The organism is Ferrimonas sp. SCSIO 43195 (genome assembly GCF_023716685.1).
Taxonomy (GTDB): domain Bacteria; phylum Pseudomonadota; class Gammaproteobacteria; order Enterobacterales; family Shewanellaceae; genus Ferrimonas; species Ferrimonas kyonanensis.
Genome location: NZ_CP072679.1, coordinates 4353702 through 4373865, shown reverse-complemented (window position 1 = coordinate 4373865; position 20164 = coordinate 4353702). Strand labels below are relative to the sequence as shown.

Sequence of the window (20164 nt, the reverse complement as noted above, 5' to 3'; positions counted from 1 at the left end):
GAGCAGGGTAATGTTGAGTACACGACGAACCTGGTTATACCGGATCATTGCTTTTGTCAGCGCTGCGGCCTTTACCGGTATCACGTGGGCGTTGCCGATGTGCGTGGAGGTGTTTCCCAGTGCATTGCAGGGGCATAAGTCTGGTGCCAAGGTTACTCTGAAAGATCAGTCCCGAGTTTATCAAGACCCCGATAACACCTTTGAATTCGTCAGCCGCTCTTTTTCCAGCAATTATCACTGTGGTGGTGGTGCTTGTGCCATCAATAACCAGCTTGCCGAGCGTTTGAGCTTGCCGTCGGTGACGGATCCCAACGATTTTGCCAACGATCCTAACGACTTTCCCAGTACTTCCGGCGGCAGTTCGCCGGATCTGCGTTGCAACGGTGGCCGTTTAAAGCTGGGGCAAGGCAGGAATAACACCAATCGTTTCAATACGCTGGTTGTGCCTTCGGGGTGCATGGTGGAGTTCCACTCCAAGTACGACGATTACTATTTTAATAAATTGGTGGTGGAGGCCGGCGCCGAAGTGCGCATGGATGGACAGCGGTTGTTCGTTCGTACCCTGGAGATGGATAACTGGAACAGCAACTACGGCATCTACTCGGTATCCGGCGTCAACGAACTGCACGCCTACAACGCCAAACTTGAAGGGGGCAGTGCCATCTACCCTTGGGGTGGCACCCTGGAGATGTACGGTTACCACGACATCAAGGTGGAGGACCAATCCTCTATCGATGCCGACTTTGCCGGCCGTTACATGAATAAATTGGAGGTGAAGAATTCTGGTTCGGTCACCATGGACTCCAACCCGTTCACTATTAAAACCCTGAACTTAAAGGACAATGGCGTACTGGATTTTGCCAGCCCGGGGACCCTCAGGGTTAAGGATTCTCGTATCGAAGACTCGGCCATCATTCGCTCCAATGCTGGCTTGGTGGACTACACCGTTTATCATGACTTTAAGGTGACTGAGCAGGCCGCTCTGGCCATCGAATTTCAGCCGCACTATGCCAATTCGATGACGTTTTACGACAACGACAATGCCACCTACCGGTTTGCCCCCGGGGATTACCCCATCAAAACACTCGATTTTGGCGATGAAGATGACGCCGGATCATCGACCCGAATTGCCATTTCAGGAGCGGGTACCGTTCGTTGGTTCTTAAAGGACAGTGGCCTCAACCTGAGACGGGGCATTCGAATCAACGACGGTGGCAGTGCCAGCAGTTGGCAGGTGTATACCCCCAAAGATTCCACTTTGCGAGATCAGGCCCAATACACCGGTGTGCTGTACAGCGCCGACAAGAAGACCAAGATTGAAGATCAGGCTCGCATTCTTGGAGTGGTGTCCGCCGATGACGTCGAGTTAAAAGATCAATCCGCAGTGTACTATCGAGGCAGTGCACTCGACGGGGACTTTTCCGGACTGTGTGTTGATGGCTCACCAGATGATGACCCCTATATCCGCTTTGGTCGGGTTACGCTCAACGGCAGCGGCCAGGCCACCATCAGCTTTGACAACTACAGCGGCTCGGAGGCGCCGTTGGTGTTCTTGATGCCACCAACTGATAAAGCCACGGTTTATCAGCAGTATCCTGCCAGTGTCCGAGTTCGGAGCGTGTCGGTTTCCGGAGCCACCATCGAGCGTTGGCGCCCTCATGCCTACTATGGCTCGCCCAGTCGACTGGATATTACCGAGGTGGACTACCTGGTCGTGTCGCCGGGCCGATATTCGCTGAAAGACAGTGCCGGCATCGAGCGGGTCAAGCTGGAAGCAGGACTAAAGAGCAGCTGTAAGTACGCCGGCAAGAGCAGCAGTTCTGGCAGTGCTTGCAGTGCGGGTTCGGAGAGCATTACTTTCGGTCGAAGCCTGTCGGGTTCGGTGGCGGTACTCGCTGAGCTGCAGAGTCACAACAACATCAATTACTGGGCACCGTTTTTTACCGCTCGGGTTGAGAGCGTGACGTCCAGCGGATTCCGCCTGGGACTGGAAGGCAGCGAGGTGGACAACTATTTCTGGCAGACCGAAAATATCGGTTGGTTGGCCATTGATGGATCCGGCACGGTGGACATCAATGGGGAATTGCTAAAGGTGGAGTCCGGCAATCACCTGCAAAGCTACCGCTTCTCTGGTAACAACTACCGCTCAACCCGGGATTTGAACCAGCAGTGTTGGAACAGCAATAACTTTAGTTTTGCTTCTGCGTTTCCCGGGCCGCCGCTGTTTTTCTCCAACAAGCGTACCCGCCATGGAGGAGACGGAGGCTGGGCAAGGACCTGTACCCTGACCGCGACTCAGTTTAACGTCATCGTTGAGGAGGATTATTTCTCCGACGGCGAGCGCAGCCATTACGGCGAGTACTTCAGTTATCTGGCCATCGAGGCGCCGTCGGTGGCGCCACCAACCACGGTTCGCCTGCGTCATCCAGACACCGCCATTAACTGTGTCGGTGCTCAGATGGTGGTGGATCTGTGCAGCAACGCCAACTGCACCAGTTTCGATACCAGTGCCGAACTGGTGGTCACCTTCACCTCCACCGTCGCCGGGCAGTGGAAAAACAACCGTACCGGCCAGACCGGCAGCACCCTGACGGTTCGCCACGGCGACACGTTGACTCTGTGGCAGCCGCTGGAAACCACGGTGACTTTGGGGGTCAGCAATCACCCCTATCAGTGCCTCAGTGACAATGGTGACGCCGACTGCCAGGTGGACTACAAACTGAGCGGACTGCTGCTGACACCGGATACGGCCGAGATGACGTCGTGTAAGACCGGCCACCGGCTGCAGGTGGCGGTGGTGGAAACCGACAGCAACAGCCCGCAACAGTGCATCGCCGGTGCCTCTGGCAGCGAAACCGTCAACCTGAGCTTTGCCTATGAGCAGCCGTCGTCGCCGGAGGTGCAGGCGCCTCTGTACCTTGATGGCCTGACATTCACCGCTTCGGCGCAGCAATCGTTGACCATGGACTTTAGTATTGATGGCACCGATTCGGTGTCCATGCGCTACCCCGAAGCCGGCAAGCTGAAACTGCTGGCGTCCATGACTCGGGGCGAGGGCGACGGTGAGGTGACCCTAACCGGTGAGGCCAGTTTTGATTGGTTGCCTGCCGGGTTCCACATCGGCGCCGACAACGAGCAGTGCGACAGTAACTTCACCCGTTGTAAACCTTACCGCAAGGCCGGCCAGTCGCTGGATGTGGACGTCAGTGCCCACTGCTGGGTGGCCAATGATGATGGCTCCTACGCCAATAATCCCGTGACCAAGAATTTCCGCCACGACGGCATCAAGCTGAAGCCTGAGTTGGTGGCGCCCGCCAATGCCAATGCCAGCAACAGCACCGACGATGCCAATGCGGTGGCCGAAGTCACCGCCGGCGGCAGCGGCAGTGCCGACAAGACGCTGGATGAAGTGGGGGTGTTCCGCTATGTCCTCGATGGGGATGTCAGCTATCTGGGCGGTAAGATTGATGAAGACAACTACAGCAGCCGCAACATCGGTCGCATTACTCCAGCCTATCTGAGTGTCCAGACCGACAACACTCAGTTGGAGGGGTATTGTGGCGACTTCAGTTACCTGGGCCAGCCCATCGCCTTCAGCCATGCGCCGGTGTTGACGGTGGTGGCCAAGGGTACCGGTAACAAGGTCACCAATAATTTCGACAGCGAGTTCTGGAACCTGGGCAACCCTCTGGACAGCTTGAGTTATGCCACCGGCGTGGCCGGTCTCGGCCTGCAGGACACCGGCTTGCCGGCGTTGGAGCGCGACAGTGGTGATTTCGATGGCTCGCGGGAGTTTGCCCTGAGCAAAGAGTGGTTGCGCTTTAGGCGGCCGGTAGCCGCCATGGCGCCGGTGAATTACCATGTCGCCACTGGCCCCAACTTGCAGATGAGCATCGATAAAGCGGCCTTTACCATCAATGCCGACCAGGTGTGTCTGGGCCAGTGGGGCAGCTGTGAGGGCACCAGCTTTGGCACCGATGTGGCCGGCGTGCGCCAGAGTTACGTGCTGGCGCCACAGCTGCGCTATGGCCGGGCGGTATTGGCCAGCGCCTATGGCAGCGAGAACCAGACCCTGACGTTGCCACTGACGGTGGAGTATTACAACGGCGCCAATTTCAGTGCCAACATCCTCGATGGCGGTTTCTATGCCGACGGTCGCCCCTATGTGGCGGCCTCGCCGGGCAGTTCCGGCCGGGTCAGCCTCAGCGGCAGCCTGAATCCGATGCCGCTGACGTCGGGCAACGGTTACGTCAACCAGGGGGAGTTTCCCTCTCTGCGGGTGGCCGGTACCGGCGCGGTAACCCCGACGCCGTTAACCCTGGAGTACCATCTGGAAGCGCCTTTTGTGGCCCAGAGCCAGTGCTCGTTCCCCAATCAGGACTCGGAGGCGCCGACGTGGCTGCAGTGGTACTGGGAGTCGGCAACCACTCCGAGTAACCCGAAGGCCTCGGTGACGCTGGGGCGTTTCCGCGGCCATGACAAGGTGATCTACCGCCGGGAAATTTTCTAATCAACCGTGGCGGCTAACGGCAAAAAAAGCTGCGTTTAATGGGCCGTTGAGTGTGCTTAAAAGCGCTAGCCGTCATAAAAAAGTAGTGCGCCGATTTTTCGACACTGTGAAATAAGCCATAACCCTAGTGCTCAAGCGGGTTGTGGATTGGTCAGGGCGTTGGTAAAGTTAGCTGATTTTCGCATTTCTTACCGTTTCGCAAACAGGGCTGGTACATGTTCAAAAAGCTTCGTGGAGTATTTTCCAACGACCTATCCATCGACTTAGGTACCGCCAACACTTTGATTTACGTAAAAGATCAAGGGATAGTCTTGAATGAACCGTCTGTGGTGGCGATTCGTCAGGAAGGGCCTAACGCCAAGAGCGTGGCCGCAGTTGGTAGTGCAGCTAAGCAGATGCTGGGGCGTACCCCTGGCAATATCAAGGCCATTCGCCCGATGAAGGACGGTGTCATCGCCGACTTTATGGTGTGTGAGAAGATGTTGCAGCACTTTATTAAACAGGTGCATGACAGCGGCATTTTCCGTCCCAGCCCACGGGTACTGATTTGCGTGCCTTGCGGCTCCACTCAGGTTGAGCGTCGTGCCATTCGCGAGTCGGCCCTGGGTGCCGGTGCCCGTGAAGTGTACCTGATCGACGAGCCGATGGCCGCAGCCATTGGTGCCGGCCTGCCGGTATCGGAAGCCACCGGCTCCATGGTGGTCGATATCGGTGGTGGTACCACCGAGGTGGCCATCATCTCCCTCAACGGCGTAGTGTACTCCGCCTCCGCCCGCGTCGGTGGCGACAAGTTTGATGAGGCCATCATCAACTACGTGCGCCGCAACTACGGCAGCCTGATTGGTGAAGCCACCGCCGAGCGCATTAAGCACGAAATCGGTTCCGCCTACCCGGGTGAAGAGGTTCGTGAGATCGAAGTGCGTGGCCGTAACCTGGCCGAGGGTGTGCCGCGCAGCTTTACCCTCAACAGCAACGAAATTCTTGAAGCGTTGCAGGAGCCGCTGTCCGGCATCGTCAGCGCCGTGATGACCGCCCTGGAGCAGTCGCCGCCGGAACTGGCGTCGGACATCTCCGAGCGGGGCATGGTGCTGACCGGTGGTGGCGCCATGTTGCGGGATCTGGATCACCTGCTGCAGGAAGAGACCGGTATTCCGGTTGTGATCGCCGATGAACCCCTGACCTGTGTTGCCCTCGGCGGCGGCAAGGCGCTGGAGATGATCGACGTTCACGGCGGCGATATCTTTGCCGAAGAGTAAGCCGCAGGCCCCCGCCCAATGAAGCCCTTTTTTATTCGTGGCGCCTCACCGCAATACCGCCTGTTTATGGCGGTATTGCTGTCTCTCGCCCTGATTTTGGCTAACGATCGTCTGCTGCCGATGCGCTCGGCGCTGGCCACCCTGGTCAGCCCGTTGCAGCACTTCGCCAACGTACCGGCGGTGGTGATGGACCAGTTGTCCACCAACCTCTCCAGTCGCTCCAACCTGCTGCGGGAAAATGAACGCCTGCAGCAGCGGCAGCTGTTGATGAGTGAGCAGTTGCTGAAGATGGCCAACCTGCAGGAGGAGAACGCCCGCCTGCGTGCGCTGCTGCAATCCTCCACCCGTCAGGATGCCCGTCGCATGGTGGCGGAGGTGATGTACGTCGATCGGGATCCCTTTAAAAATCAGGTGCTGATCGACAAAGGGGTCAACGAAGGGGTGTACGTGGGCCAGCCAGTGCTGGACGACTCCGGTGTGGTTGGGCAGGTGACCGAGGTGTCGCAAACCACCGCCCGAGTGCTGCTGATCGCCGACTTTACCCACGCCATTCCGGTGCGGGTGGCGCGCAACGACGTGCGGGCGGTGGCCAATGGCAGCGGCAAGCTGGATCTGCTGCAGCTGACCAATGTGGCCATGAGTACCGACATCAAGGTGGGGGATCTGTTGATCTCCTCCGGCCTGGGGCGGCGCTTTCCCGAAGGCTACCCGGTGGCCACCGTGACTCAGGTGGTGCGGGATGAAGGCATGACCTGGGCTCAGGTCTCGGCCGAACCGGTGGCGCACCTGGATCGCATTCGTTATCTGTTGCTGTTGTGGCAGCACGAAGTTCAGGGCCCGGCGTCCTTGGAGAGCTCCGATGGATAAGCCGCAACGTTATAGCCTTATCTGGATCACCATTCTGGTGGCCCTGTTTTTACAAATCATGCCATTGCCTCAGGTGGTGGCCTCCTGGCGTCCGGACTGGGTGCTGCTGGTGCTGGCGTACTGGACTCTGGCGTTGCCCCACCGGGTGGGCATCTTTACCGCTTTCGTAGTGGGACTGTTGCTGGACGTGCTGTTGGGGGCAACCCTGGGAGTGCGTTCGCTGGCGCTGTCGGTGGTGATCTACCTGGTGGCGCTGCAGTACCAGAAACTGCGCCACTTTTCCTGGGTGCAGCAGGTCAGCATACTGGCGGGATTGAGTCTGGCCAGCCATTTACTGGTATTCTGGGCGGAGTACCTGCACAGCGGCGTATCGCTGTCGTGGGAGTACCTTCGTCCCGTGGTCACCACGCCGTTGTTGTGGCCCTGGGTATTCTGGTTGCTGCGACGGATTCGGCGTCACTACAAGGTGAAGTAACATGACACAGATTCAGTGTTTCCTAGCTTCCTCGTCCCCCAGGCGCAGAGAGTTGCTGGGGCAGTTGGGCTATCGGTTTGACTGCGTCAGCCCGCACATCGATGAAACCCCGGCGCCGGGCGAAGGTCCAAAACAGTATGTCCGTCGTCTGGCGGCAGAGAAGGCTCGGGCCGGCCAGGCGCTGGTCAGCCAGCCCTTGCCGGTGATCGGCTCCGACACCATCGTGGTGCTGGATCAGCAGATTCTGGGTAAGCCGATAGACGCTGCCGATGCCATGGCCACCCTGCAACGCCTTCAGGGGCGCAGCCACCAGGTGATGACCGCCGTGGCCTGCGTGCAGGGGGATCGCATCGAACAGGCCCTGGTGATCACCGAGGTGACGTTCTGCGCCATGAGCGAGGAGCAGATACGAGCCTATGTCGACAGCCAGGAGCCCATGGACAAAGCCGGCAGCTACGGCATCCAGGGGCTGGGGGGCGCCTATGTGCAGGCCATCAATGGCAGTTACTCTGCCGTGGTGGGGCTGCCCATGGTGGAAACCCGTCAACTTTTACAACGCATTTAACCGGGAGGCCAGGTGCAACCGTCTTCAGTCGTTGGAACCGAGCTACTAATTAACGTCACCCCTACCGAGAACCGGGTCGCGCTGCTTGAGCGTGGCCAGTTGCAGGAGGTGCACATCGAGCGCCGCGGTAAGTTGGGCATTGTCGGCAACATTTACCGGGGCAAGGTCACCCGGGTGCTGCCGGGCATGCAGGCGGCGTTTGTCGACATCGGCCAGGACAAGGCGGCATTTTTGCACGCGTCGGACATCATCCCTCACACCGAGTGTGTGGCGGAGCCGGAGAAGAAACAGTTTCAGGCCCAGGACATTGCCACCCTGGTGCGCCCGGGCCAGGACATCATGGTTCAGGTGACCAAGGATCCCCTGGGGACCAAGGGCGCCCGCCTGACCACCGACATCACCCTGCCGTCCCGTTATCTGGTGTTTATGCCCGGCGCCGCCCACGTGGGGGTGTCGCAGCGGGTGGAATCCGAGCAGGAGCGGGAACGGTTGAAGAAGATCGTCGGCCAGTTTGTGGATACCGACGGCGGGTTCATCATCCGTACCGCCGCCGAAGCCGCCAGCGAGCAGGAACTGGCCCACGATGCCGCGTTCCTGCGCCGAGTGTGGCGTAAGGTATCGGAACGGCGTCGCCGCCCCGGCGGTAAGGTTACTCCCCTGTATGAAGATCTGACTCTGCCACGGCGGATTTTACGGGATCTGGCCATCAGCAAGATCGAGCGGGTGCAGGTGGACTCTCGCCTGGCCATTGCCGAGCTGACCGAGTTTGCCGAGGAGTTCGTGCCGGAAGTGGCACCGGTGCTGGAACACTTCACCGGCCCGTCGCCGCTGTTTGATCTGTTTGATGTGGAGAATGAGATCCAACGTTCCCTCGAGCGTAAGGTGGAGCTCAAGAACGGTGGTTACCTGATCATCGATCAGACCGAGGCCATGACCACCATCGACATCAATACCGGCGCCTTTGTCGGCCATCGCAACCTCGAAGAGACCATCTTCAATACCAACCTGGAAGCCACCCGGACCATCGCCCACCAGCTGCGGTTGCGCAACCTGGGCGGGATCATCATCATCGACTTTATCGATATGACCTCGGAAGAGCATCGTAGCCGGGTACTCAGCACCCTGCAGGCGGCCCTGGATCAGGATCGGGTTAAGACCAGTGTCAGCGGTTTCTCTCGGCTGGGGCTGGTGGAAGTGACCCGCAAGCGCACCCGGGAAAGTCTGGAGCATGTGCTGTGCGGCGAATGCCCCAGCTGTAAGGGCACCGGCAGCATGAAGACCGTCGATACCGTCTGTTACGAGATGTTCCGTGAGATCATTCGAGTGGATCGTCAGTATGACGCCGATGAGTTTTCGGTGTACGTGGCGCCGACGGTGCACGATGCCCTGGTCGGCGACGAAGCCCATAGCCTGGCGGAGCTGGAGGTGTTTATCGGTAAACGGATCCGTTTGCAGCCTGAGCCGCTGTACAGCCAGGATAAGTTTGACGTGGTGATGATGTGACACTCACCGCGCGCGCGCGGCGTCTGCTCCGATTTTGTTGGTACGGTGCCGCGACGGTCATCGTCCTATTCGCCTTGCTGGTCAGCGCGGTGCGTTCACTGCTGCCCGAACTGGACTCCATTCGCGATGATCTGACTCAGCAGATTCAGCAGCGAAGTGGCTTGATCATGACGATGGAGCAACTGGGGGCCAGCTGGGAACCCAAGGGCCCGCAGTTGGTGATCAAGGCCTTCCATCTGCCCGCCCAGCAAGATCTCAACATCGACATCCAGGTTCAGGAGGCCGTGGCCCAGCTGGACTTCTGGCGTTCGTTGCGGGATCTGGATTTTCGTTTCGATCGGGTCACTTTCAACGGTGTCGAGGTGCATGTCCACGGTCCGTTGGCCAACTCCGGCGGTGACAGCGGTAACGCCGTCAGCGCCTTTAAAAACACCTTCCTGCATCAGCTCAGTGAACTGAACATCTCCGAAGGGGTGCTGTACCTGCACCTGTCCGACAACAAGCCGGAACCCATTCACATTGCCAACCTGCAATGGCGCAACCGCGGCAACCGTCACCTGGGTGAAGGGCGGCTGTATCTGGATGAGACCAGCAACCTGGATGAAACCCTGAAGCTGGCGGTGGAACTGCGCAGTGCCCAGCAACAGCGCTTGTTCGGGCGTGGTTATCTGCAAGCGGAGCAGTTGGACATCGGCGATTGGTTGGCCCGTCAGTTTGGCAACGGCTCCCGCCAGTTCCGTGGTGTGCTCAATATGCAGTCCTGGCTCAGTTTCGACGAGCAGGGGGTGCGTGGGGCCCAGATCGCCTTTGGTGAGAGTGACTTCAGCTGGCAGCAACCGCAGGCACAGCGGATGGCCATCAAGGGCGGCAGCCTGGTGTGGACCCCCACGGCCACCGGCGGCGAGCTGTCCAGCCGTGATCTGCAACTGACCAGCAATGGTCAACCCTGGCCCGAGACTCGCCTGGCGCTGTCGCAGCAAGGCGACGACGTCAGCCTGTGGATGAATCGGTTGCCGCTGGACAAACTCAAGCCGCTGCTGGGGTTGTTACCGGGCATTAAGGATCGAACCCTGGAAGACTTGCTGGATGCCAACGGCCGCGGCCAGCTGGCTGACATCAAGCTGCAGCAGCGACCAGACGGCTGGTCCGCGTCTGCCGGATTGAAGGATCTGGGCTGGGACATGAGCGGCAAGGTGCCAGGATTGTCCGGTCTCAACGGTCAGTTTGTCTGGCACAAAGATCATGGCCGCTTGAGCCTGCCCAAGCAGGATCTGGCCTTTTACTGGCCGTGGCAGTTTTCCCATACGGTGAAGTTCAGCGAGGTCTCCGGAGAGCTGACCATCGATCGGCAGCAGGGCTGGCTGGTGAAAACCGACAGCCTGAAGCTCGACGGCGACATCCTCAAGGCCGATCTCGAGGCCGCTTTGCTGCTGCCGGAGCAGGGCGCCACCAGGTTGCAGTTGTACGGCAATGCCGAACTGAAGCAGGCAGAGATGGCCGGGCGGTTGTTCCCGCGTAAGGCCATGGGCGAAGCGCTGTCGGATTACCTGTCCACCTCGCTGCAGGCCGGGCACACCGACGACGCTCAGATTCTCTGGCACGGTGATTTTAGCGATTATCCCTATGACGGTGGTCAGGGGGTGTTCCAGGCCGGGTTTACCCTGAAGCAAGGCCAGTTCCAGTTTCTTCCCTCCTGGCCTGCCGTTACCGGCATCACCCTGCAGGCGCTGTTTGAAAATAAGCGCATGGATCTATGGCTGAAACAGGGTTTGCTGGACCAGGTGCCGGTTCAGGACGCTCACGTCTTTATTCCCACTCTCGACAGCAACGCGACTTTGACGGTGTTGGCCGGGGTCCGCGCCGACGCTCAGGCTGCCACCCAACTGATGCAGGCATCGTCGCTGTCGGCCTCGGTTGGGGCCACCCTGGCGCAGCTGAAGATAGAGGGGCCGGTGGCGACCAGCCTGGATCTGACCTTTCCCCTGGGAGCCGGGGTGGAGGATCAGTCGCCCGCCATTCTGGGACGGGTGGCGTTCTGGGATAACCCGGTGTATCTGACGGCTTTGTCCACACAGCTGTCCGGACTGCGTGGCGAGCTGCAGTTCAACGGCGACCAGGTGACGGCGACCGATCTTGGTGCCCGAGTGTTTAACCAGCCCCTGTCCATCAGTTTGAACACCGGTCGCAGCAGTGACACCGAATACCGGGCCGATCTGCAGCTCGGTGGCCAGTGGCAAACCGCCAACATCGATGAGAATAATGTCTTTCCGTTGTTCAGCCACCTCGAGGGCCAGGCTCGCTGGGGCGGCGATGTCGGCTTGGTTTTCCTGGAAGGTGGCGGCTATCGCTATGACGCTCAAATCAACAGTGATTTGGTGGGCCTGAACATCGATCTGCCGGCACCGGTAGGCAAGTCGGCATCGACTCCTTATCGGGCGGTGCTGGAGGTGCACGGCGATGACAGCGGTGCCGAGTTGCAGTTCAGCGAAGGGATGCGACTGGGGTATCTGGCTCAGTTTAGCATCGACGAACAAGGGTTCCACTGGCCCAATTATCAGCTGGCCATCGGTAAACGCCCCAGCCTGTATGGCGTCGAGGGTGGCTCCATCGATCTGGCCATGAGCGAGGTAGAGCTGACCGAGTGGCTGCCGTTGATCACCGCTTTCATCGACACCAGCTCCGATAAACAAGCCAGCATGGTGCCGGCGCTGACTCGAGTGCATGGCTCCATCTCGCGCCTGGATATTTTCGGTCTCTACTTCGATCAGACGTTGCTGGAAGGCTGGCCGGATGAATCGGGCTGGCGCTTTCGGGCAGAGTCGGATCAGCTGCGCGGGGACGTGCGCATCGGCAAGCAGTGGCGCCAAAATGGCATCGGCGTTATTGCCGATCGGTTGCAGTTGCTGTGGGACGGCAGTGATGACAGCCCACAGAAAGCCAGCGCCGATTTGATCGCCAAGATGCCCGGAGTCAGCATCGAAGTGGCCGATTTTTCGGTCAAGGATCTGCCTCTGGGGCAGTTAACGCTGACCGCCTCTCACACCGACTCCGGTTACGGCGTCGATCGCATCGAGTTGTCGCGGCCCGAGTACCAACTGAACGCCTCCGGACTGTGGGTGGCGGATGGCGACCTGACCCGGTTCGACCTGAGCGGTGAGCTCAATAGCCCCGACTTTGGCAAGCTCAGTTCGGTGATCAAGCAGCCGCTGGGGATCAAGTCGTCGCCGCTGGATACCCAGTTTGCGGTCAGCTGGCAGAATGCGCCCTGGGAGCCGGACTACGCCAGCCTTAACGGCAGCCTTGGCTTTGAACTGGGTCAGGGCCACTTGTCGGAAGTCTCCGATAAGGGCGCCCGGATCCTGTCTCTGTTCAGCCTGGACTCGTTGCTGCGCAAGTTGTCACTCGATTTTACCGATGTCTTTGGTAAAGGATTTTATTATCAGTCCTTTAAAGGGGACATTACCTTCACTGACGGCGTCTCGACCACCACCAATACGGTATTGGACGGGGACGCGGGGGTGATGAAGATTAACGGTGACAGCGATCTGGTCAGCCATCAACTGGATTACCGCATCAGCTTCTCACCGGCCCTGACTGCCAGTGTGCCGGCGGTGGCGTTGATCTCTGGCGCGTCCCTGACCGTGGGGGTCGGGGCCTTTGCGGTGTCCAAGATTCTGGAGCCGGTGATCGAGATCATCACCCAGCTGAACTTCAAGTTGACCGGAACCTTTGAAGAGCCGATTCTGGAAGAGTTGGAGCGGGCTAAGCGGGAGATTCGCATCGTCGAAGACAGCCCCGCCCCCGAGACCAGCCCGAAGCCGGCGCCGGCCACCGAGGCGCAACCGCAGATGGAGGCGTTGCCGGAACCCCTGCCAGATGGGGACGGCAAAAGCGTCGGACAATAGCAGGATCACGGCCAGGAGGGCCCGATGCAGCTGTATGCACTGCAATGCTGTTCCCTGGAGCAGCCCAATGAGAATCTCAGCCAGTTGCGGCAGCTGATGCAGCCGTTGCTGGACCAGTCCGGCCCCAAACTGGTGGTGTTGCCGGAGTGTGCCCTGTGTTTTGACGGTCCTCCGGGTCAGTGGCAGGCGCTAGCCGAGCCTCTTGGTCAGGGGGCGATGCAGCAGGCGTTGTCGCTGTTAGCGAGCGAGTTTGGCTGCATACTGGTCGCCGGAACCATACCAATACGGGCCGAAGACGGCCGCGCCTATGCGGCCTCGTTGGTGTTTGATGAGCAGGGGCGGCGCATTGGCCACTACAATAAGATTCATCTGTTTGATGTCGATGTCGACGATGCCACCGGTCGCTACCGGGAAAGTGACACCACCTGCCCCGGTGATCACATCGAGGTGATCGACACCGCCGCTGGCCGCATCGGTGTGGCGGTGTGTTACGATCTGCGCTTTCCGGAGTTATTCCGGGCGCTGGCCAGTGCCGGTGCCGATGTGGTGGTGGTGCCCAGTGCCTTTACTCAAAAAACCGGCGCGGCCCACTGGCGCACCTTGCTGCAGGCTCGGGCGCTGGAAAACCAATGTTATGTGGTGGCGGCCAATCAGGCCGGTACCCATGGGCGAGGGCGGCAGACCTGGGGCCACTCGATGGTCGTGGATCCCTGGGGGCGGGTGCTGGATGAACTGGCGCAACAGCCGGGATTGGCAACGGCGCGACTCGATCAACAACGTATTACTGAGATTCGGCGAGCGATGCCGGTTCTTAACCACATTCGGCTTCCCCTGGGAGTCAGAGAAAGGAACAAGTGAACCCTATGACTCTTAAGAACGTGTCAGCCACTCTGCTCAGCCCCACCGGTTTGTCGGTGGACGATCTGGAGCGCACCCTGGCGCGCATCCATCAGCATAAGCTGGATTATTCGGACATCTACCTGCAGTCGGCCCGGCACGAATCCTGGGTGCTGGAGGACGGCATCGTTAAAGAGGGCAGTTTCAACATCGAGCAAGGGGTCGGTATCCGCGCCATCGATGGCGAAAAAACCGGCTTTGCCTACGCCGATGAGATCACCCTGGATGCGCTGCAGCAGTCGGCGGATGCCGCCCGGGGCATTGCCGCCGCCGGCGCCGATGGTCGGGTCATGGCGCTGAGCAACCGCCCCAGCGTACGTCGCTATCCGGCCGAAGACCCGATTCGTAGCTGGGAGCAGCAGCAGAAGTTGTCGTTGCTGCAGGAGATGGATCAGTATGTGCGGGCCCTGGATTCCCGAGTGCAGCAGGTGATTGCCAGTTTGTCGGCGGTGTACGAAGAGGTGCTGGTGGTGGCGTCCGACGGTACCCTGGCGACGGACATTCGTCCGCTGGTGCGACTGAACTGCTCGGTGATCATGGTGGACGGCGATCGCCGTGAACGGGGCAGTGCCGGCATGGGAGGGCGTTACGACTACGCCCAGCTGGATGCCAGCAATGACGATGACCGCCGCCGAGCGCTGGATCTGTGCCATCAGGCGGTGCGCATGGCCGAAGTGAATCTGCGGGCGGTGGATGCCCCTGCCGGAGAGATGCCGGTGGTGCTGGGTTCCGGTTGGCCCGGGGTGTTGTTGCATGAGGCGGTGGGCCACGGCCTGGAAGGCGACTTTAACCGCAAGGGCTCCAGTGCCTTCGCCGGTCGCATCGGTGAAAAGGTGGCCAGTGAGTTGTGCACCATTGTCGATGACGGCACCCTGGACGGACGTCGAGGCTCGGTCAGCATCGACGATGAAGGCACGCCGGCGCAAAATACCGTGCTGATCGAAAACGGCATCCTGAAAGGCTACATGCAGGACAAGCTCAATGCTCGACTGATGGGCATGGCGCCCACCGGCAACGGCCGTCGTGAGTCGTACGCCCACATGCCGATGCCGCGGATGACCAACACCTACATGCTGGCGGGTGACAAAGAGCCGGAGGAGATCATCGCCTCGGTGAAACAGGGGATCTACGCTCCCAACTTCGGTGGTGGCCAGGTCGACATTACCTCGGGCAAGTTTGTGTTTTCGGCCTCGGAAGCCTACCTGATCGAAAACGGCAAGATCACCACCCCGATCAAAGGGGCCACCCTGATTGGCAATGGCCCCCAGGCGATGCAGACCATCAGCATGGTTGGCAACGATCTCAAGCTGGACAACGGCGTCGGCGTCTGTGGCAAAGAGGGGCAGAGCGTGCCTGTGGGGGTCGGACAGCCCACTCTGAAGTTGGATCGTCTCACCGTCGGCGGCACAGATTGAGTCTTTTGCACTGATTTGACTTAACAAAGGCGAGCTATGCTCGCTTTTTTATTGGCATTTATGCTTCACTCATCGGATCAGCTTATAATGCTTCTCCTTACGACTTTAATGGGTTTAAAATTAGAGTCATGACTCTAAGTACAGGATGCACAATGCGTTACTGGATTGGGATACTCGCGTGCGTCTGCACCGCGGCCACGGCACAACCGCTGAGCTTATTGCAAGCCTGGCAGCGGGTGGAAACCGTCAGCGACAAGCTGCAGGCGGAACATCAGGCGGAAAATCGCGCCGCCGCCGAGCTGGGCGCCGCCGAGCAACTGGGGATGCCGTCGCTGTCCCTGAGTGGCAGCTATACCCGGCTGGACAAGCCGATTGAACTGGACTCCCGCGCCATCAATCCCATTGGTGATCTGTTGCAGCTTCCCCAGGTGGGCGCCATCGCGGGTCAGTTGGGGATGGATCTGTCCGGCTTGAACTGGAAGACCGAAATCACCGACCGCGACATCTACCACGCCAGCCTGAAAGCGGTTTGGCCGTTGTACGTGGGTGGACGCATCGAAGCCGCCCAGGCGATCAAGGCCGCCGAGCTGGATCAGCAGAAGCAGCAGGGTGAGCTGAGCCGTCAGGAGCGGTTCACCACCTTGGTGGAACGCTACTTTGCGGTGGTGCTCAGCACTCAGGTGGAGCAGTTGCAGCGCCAGCGTCTGCAGACGTTGACTGAGCACCTGCAGCACGCCGAAGCGATGCAGAAGCAGGGCCAGATTGCCGAAGTGGAACGTCTGAATGCCCAGGTGGCGATGGAGCAGGGCCAGGTGGCGCTGTCTCAGGCCCAGCGGCGCAGTAAACTGGCGCACATGGCGCTCAACACTTTGCTGCAGCAGAATCAAGTGGATACCGCCCAGGGGCTGGGATTGCCACTGACTCAGCCGGATCTGGACCGCTGGCAGCAACAGATGCTGGAGGTGCACCCGGCGCTGGCGTTGTATCAGGCCAAGGAGGCCCAGGCCCAGGGGGCCATCGATGCCGAAAAAGGTCGTTACAAGCCGGAGGTGGCACTGTTCGGCAACTACACCTTTGAGACCCAGGACAGCCTGGCGGCGGAGCTGGAGCCGGATTGGCTGGTTGGGGTGACCGTGAAGGTGCCACTGTTTACCAACGACGGCCGTTCCGATCGAGTGCGAGCGGCGAAAAGCGCCCAGCTGCAGGTGCAGCATCTGCGTGCCCAGACACAACAGGATCTGCAGCTGTTGATGGCATCCCGCGGCCAGGAGCTCAGCCAGGCACAGCATGAATACCGCGCCCTGGCGACCGCCGAGACGCTGGCCAAGGAGAACCTGCGCTTGCGGCAACTGGCGTTTAGCCAAGGGCTGAGCACCTCCATCGATCAGGTGGACGCCAGCGACAAATTGCTGGAGGTGCAGACCGCCCGCGCTGCCGCCCAATACCGTTATCTGGTCGCTCTGGGGCAATTGGCCGCCATGAGCAGCAACCAGCAACGTCTTTTCCAACTGCTTGAACGCACGGAATCAGAATGAAACGAATCAACCAAACCCTGGGGTTCATCGCCCTGCTGTTGTTGCTAGGTCTGGCTGCCCGGGCGGCCTGGATTCTGAGTCAGCCCAAGGCGGCCCACATTCAGGGCCAGATTGAAGCCCGCCAATATCACGTCTCTTCCAAGATACCGGGAAGGCTGGAGCGGATTCTGGTGCACCGGGGCGACCAGGTGACCAAGGGCGACCTGTTGTTTGCCATCAGCAGTCCGGAGCTGGAAGCTAAGCAGATGCAGGCTCAGGCCGGCTTGGAAGCGGCCAAGGCTTTGAAAGCCCAGGCCGACAACGGTGCCCGGGCGCAGGAGGTGCTGGCGGCCAAGGAGCAGTGGAATAAAGCCAAGGCGGCGGCCAAGTTGGCCAGAGTCACTTATGAGCGGGTGGAAAACCTGTTCGACGAAGGGGTCGTAGCCCGGCAGAAGCGCGATGAAGCCTTCACTCAGTGGCAGGCGGCCAACTTCACCGAAAGTGCCGCCAGAGCGGTGTACCTGATGGCCGACGAAGGGGCCCGCCAGGAGACCAAAGACGCCGCCGCCGGTAAAGCCATGGCGGCTCAGGGGCAGCTGAACGAGGTGCAGGCGGTGCTGGCGGACAGTCAGATGCGCGCGCCTCGAACCGGTGAGGTGAGCCAGGTGATGCTGGATGAGGGCGAGCTGGCGCCGTCCGGATTCCCGGTGGTGACCTTGGTGGACATGACCGATGCCTGGGCGCTGTTTAATGTCCGTGAAGATCGGCTGGCGGAGTACCCAGAGGGTAAGCAGGTGCAGGTGCGGATTCCGGCGCTCAATGCCAGCTTCCCCTTTGTGGTGCGCTACCGGTCGGTGCTGGGGGATTACGCCACCTGGAACGCCAGTGAAAGCGGCATGGATTTTGATTTGCGTACCTTCGAGGTGGAGCTGGTGCCCCAGAGCCCCATCGAAGGCCTGCGTGCGGGCATGACGGCGTTGATTGACCTATGAGCCGCTCAAGGGTGGTCCTGCTGCACCGAAGCTTTCGGGATCTGCTGTCGGACCCGTGGCAAGCGAGCCTGATGACCTGGCTGCCGGTGTTGCTGGGGATCATCCTCTGGGGCGTGTTTGCCCGTGGCCTGCCCACCGAATTGCCGGTGGCCTGGGTCGATATGGATAACACCGCCACCAGCCGCACCCTGGGGCGCCACCTTGAGGCGTCACCGGCCATTGCCCTGACCCAGTATGCCGACGGTCGCAGTGCCCAGTTGGCGATGCGCCAGGGAGAGATGTTTGCGCTGGTGCTGATTCCTGCTCACTTCGGTGAAGACCTGATGGCAGGGCGCACGCCGGATCTGGCGGTGCGCTACAACACTCAGTTCATTCTGGTGGGCAAGCGCCTGTACAGCGCCGCACTGGCGTCGTTGCAGGGCGGCTTGGCCGACGTGGGCTCGTTGGCGACCCTGGCCAGCGGGGTACCGGCGGAGTACGCCGAGCAGGCGTTGTCGCCGGTGAAGGTGGAGCTCAAATCCATGTTCAATCCGGACTTGAGCTACCTGCCTTTCCTGTTGCCCGGCATCATGTTGGCGTTGTTCCAGTTGCTGGTGATGGCTACCCTGGTGAATACCGTGGGGCGCGGTAAGCGTGGCCTGCCGTTGCGCATTGCCCTGTTGATGCTGTGGTGGTGGCTGATGGGCGGCATTGGCCTGTTGGTGATGTACGAAGGGCTGGAGTTGCCGATGATGGGATCCTTGTGGGTGCTGTGGTTGGCGATGATCCCTCTGCTGGGAGGCATTGCCGGCATGATTCTGCTGATCGCCCTGATTGTGGATGACCCGGTTCGGGCCACCAGCATTGGCGGGGCGCTGTTCGCGCCGGCATTTGCCTACATGGGGGTCAGTTTCCCGGTCAACAGCATGCCTTGGCCCGCGGAGATCTGGCGGGTGCTGATGCCCAGCACTCATTATGTGCCGCTGCTGCTTCAGGGCGGCGGTAATCATCATTGGTCGTCACTGTGGCCGCTGTTTCTTATGTCACTGTTGCTGGTTCCCGTGGCCCGCCGGTATCGGGGAGTGCGAGCATGAGTTGGTGGACCTTGTTTCGGCGCGAATGGCTGGGTCTGCTGACCGATAAGGCGGCGATGTTGACCGCCATCGGCGGCATCCTGTTTTACGCCGTGATCTACCCCCTGCCTTATGATCATCAGGTGGCCGGGGCGCAACCGGTGGCGGTGGTGGATCTGGACCAAAGTGCCACCAGTCGCAAGTTGATTCGTATGTGGTCGGCATCGCCAAAAACTCACATCAGCGACAACTATCCGAAGGTTGACCGGGCCGAGCAGGCACTGCACGACGGTGACATCGCCGCCTTGGTGGTGATCCCGGCCCAGTTTGAGCGCAACCTGGTGCGGGGCCAGCAGCAGACGCTGGCAGTGGCCGGAGACGGCAGTTTCTTTCTTGCCTATGGCAATGTGGCGACCGCCATGTTGCAATCCAGTGGTTATTTGAATGCCGAGATTCGTTTGGCTCGAAGCGTTGCCAATGGCGGCCGCGTCGAGGAGGTGATGCGTCAGCTGCAGCCGGTGTCGACCCGGGTACAGCCGGTGTTTAACCCTAACGGCAGCTACATCAGCTACGTGGTACCGGGTGCCCTGGTGTTGATCCTGCATCAGACCCTGTTGATGGTGGCATCGATGCTGGGGGCCAACAACTGGCACTGTCGTGGGGATTGGCACCGCTATCCGTTGATGACCTGGGTCAGTGCCCGCACGACCATGTTGGTATGCCTGTACCTGCCTTCCTGCATTCTCTATTTTGATCTGGTGTTGCCCGGGCATGATGTGGCGATGCTGGCTTCCTGTTGGGCCATGGTGCAACTGCTGGTGCCGTTTCTGTTGTCGACGGCGCTGGCAGGGATTGCCATCAGTACCCTGTTTAATCGTCGCGCCGTGCCGGTTCAATTGTTGGTGCTGACCGGCATGCCAATCCTGTTCACCTGTGGCTTTGTCTGGCCCGGGATCAGCATGTCACCGCTGCTCAGTGGGGTGTTTGCCTGGTTACCGGCACAGCCGGCGATGATGGGGATGATAAAGCTCAACCAGATGAACCTGGGAATCGTAAACCTTTATTACGAGCTGTCGACTCTGTGGATTCAGGTGATAGCATGGGGCATCTTGGCGCTGTTGGGTACGCACTGGCGTCAGACTCACCGGGCTTCAGTGCTGATTGATCGCGCTGAACCGAGCTTTGATTAACCCCCTTTTGGTTTTCCACTTTT

General features: G+C 60.0%; 13 protein-coding genes. All 13 read left to right on the top strand.

All coding sequences use genetic code 11. From position 1 onward, the window contains the following. The first annotated feature begins 10 nt into the window (after window positions 1-10). The 13 genes from J8Z22_RS20190 to J8Z22_RS20130 all read left to right on the top strand — a co-directional run bounded on the left by J8Z22_RS20190 (window position 11) and on the right by J8Z22_RS20130 (window position 20141). Window positions 11-4510: a DUF6701 domain-containing protein gene (locus J8Z22_RS20190; protein WP_252007806.1), complete on the top strand. Its 4500-nt coding sequence runs from the start codon at window positions 11-13 to the stop codon at window positions 4508-4510. Between the two features lie 215 nt (window positions 4511-4725). After that, window positions 4726-5766: a rod shape-determining protein gene (locus J8Z22_RS20185; RefSeq protein WP_028111456.1), complete on the top strand. Its 1041-nt coding sequence runs from the start codon at window positions 4726-4728 to the stop codon at window positions 5764-5766. Between the two features lie 18 nt (window positions 5767-5784). After that, window positions 5785-6633, top strand: coding sequence for a rod shape-determining protein MreC (mreC, locus tag J8Z22_RS20180; RefSeq protein WP_051252254.1), 849 nt, complete (start codon window positions 5785-5787; stop codon window positions 6631-6633). After that, on the top strand, window positions 6626-7108 hold the full coding sequence (gene mreD / locus J8Z22_RS20175; RefSeq protein WP_028111457.1) for a rod shape-determining protein MreD: 483 nt from the start codon (window positions 6626-6628) through the stop codon (window positions 7106-7108). The genes mreC and mreD overlap by 8 nt, the downstream gene beginning before the upstream one ends. 10 nt (window positions 7109-7118) lie before the next feature. Next, window positions 7119-7673 (top strand): nucleoside triphosphate pyrophosphatase, encoded by a 555-nt coding sequence (locus J8Z22_RS20170; protein ID WP_281171295.1) that lies wholly within the window; start codon window positions 7119-7121, stop codon window positions 7671-7673. A 12-nt stretch (window positions 7674-7685) separates the two neighbouring features. Further along, window positions 7686-9176: a ribonuclease G gene (gene rng / locus J8Z22_RS20165; protein ID WP_028111459.1), complete on the top strand. Its 1491-nt coding sequence runs from the start codon at window positions 7686-7688 to the stop codon at window positions 9174-9176. Further along, window positions 9173-13081, top strand: coding sequence for a YhdP family protein (locus tag J8Z22_RS20160; protein WP_252007802.1), 3909 nt, complete (start codon window positions 9173-9175; stop codon window positions 13079-13081). The genes rng and J8Z22_RS20160 overlap by 4 nt, the downstream gene beginning before the upstream one ends. 24 nt (window positions 13082-13105) lie before the next feature. Continuing rightward, window positions 13106-13939 carry a carbon-nitrogen hydrolase family protein gene (locus tag J8Z22_RS20155; RefSeq protein WP_028111461.1) on the top strand — a complete coding sequence of 278 codons (834 nt, stop codon included), beginning with the start codon at window positions 13106-13108 and terminating at the stop codon, window positions 13937-13939. Between the two features lie 5 nt (window positions 13940-13944). Continuing rightward, window positions 13945-15393, top strand: coding sequence for a metalloprotease TldD (gene tldD / locus J8Z22_RS20150; RefSeq protein ID WP_028111462.1), 1449 nt, complete (start codon window positions 13945-13947; stop codon window positions 15391-15393). Between the two features lie 152 nt (window positions 15394-15545). Continuing rightward, window positions 15546-16928, top strand: a complete 1383-nt coding sequence (locus tag J8Z22_RS20145; RefSeq protein ID WP_084144273.1) for a TolC family protein — start codon at window positions 15546-15548, stop codon at window positions 16926-16928. Then, the gene (locus J8Z22_RS20140) at window positions 16925-17899 is read left to right on the top strand and encodes an HlyD family secretion protein (protein ID WP_252007799.1); all 975 of its coding nucleotides are present in this window, start codon (window positions 16925-16927) and stop codon (window positions 17897-17899) included. Before J8Z22_RS20145 ends, J8Z22_RS20140 begins: the two co-directional genes overlap by 4 nt. Beyond that, complete coding sequence (locus J8Z22_RS20135) at window positions 17896-18972, top strand: ABC transporter permease (RefSeq protein WP_252007797.1); 1077 nt, start codon at window positions 17896-17898, stop codon at window positions 18970-18972. The genes J8Z22_RS20140 and J8Z22_RS20135 overlap by 4 nt, the downstream gene beginning before the upstream one ends. Beyond that, entirely contained in the window at window positions 18969-20141 is a 1173-nt protein-coding gene (locus J8Z22_RS20130) for an ABC transporter permease (protein WP_252007794.1), read from the top strand. Before J8Z22_RS20135 ends, J8Z22_RS20130 begins: the two co-directional genes overlap by 4 nt. The last annotated feature ends 23 nt before the right edge of the window (window positions 20142-20164 follow it).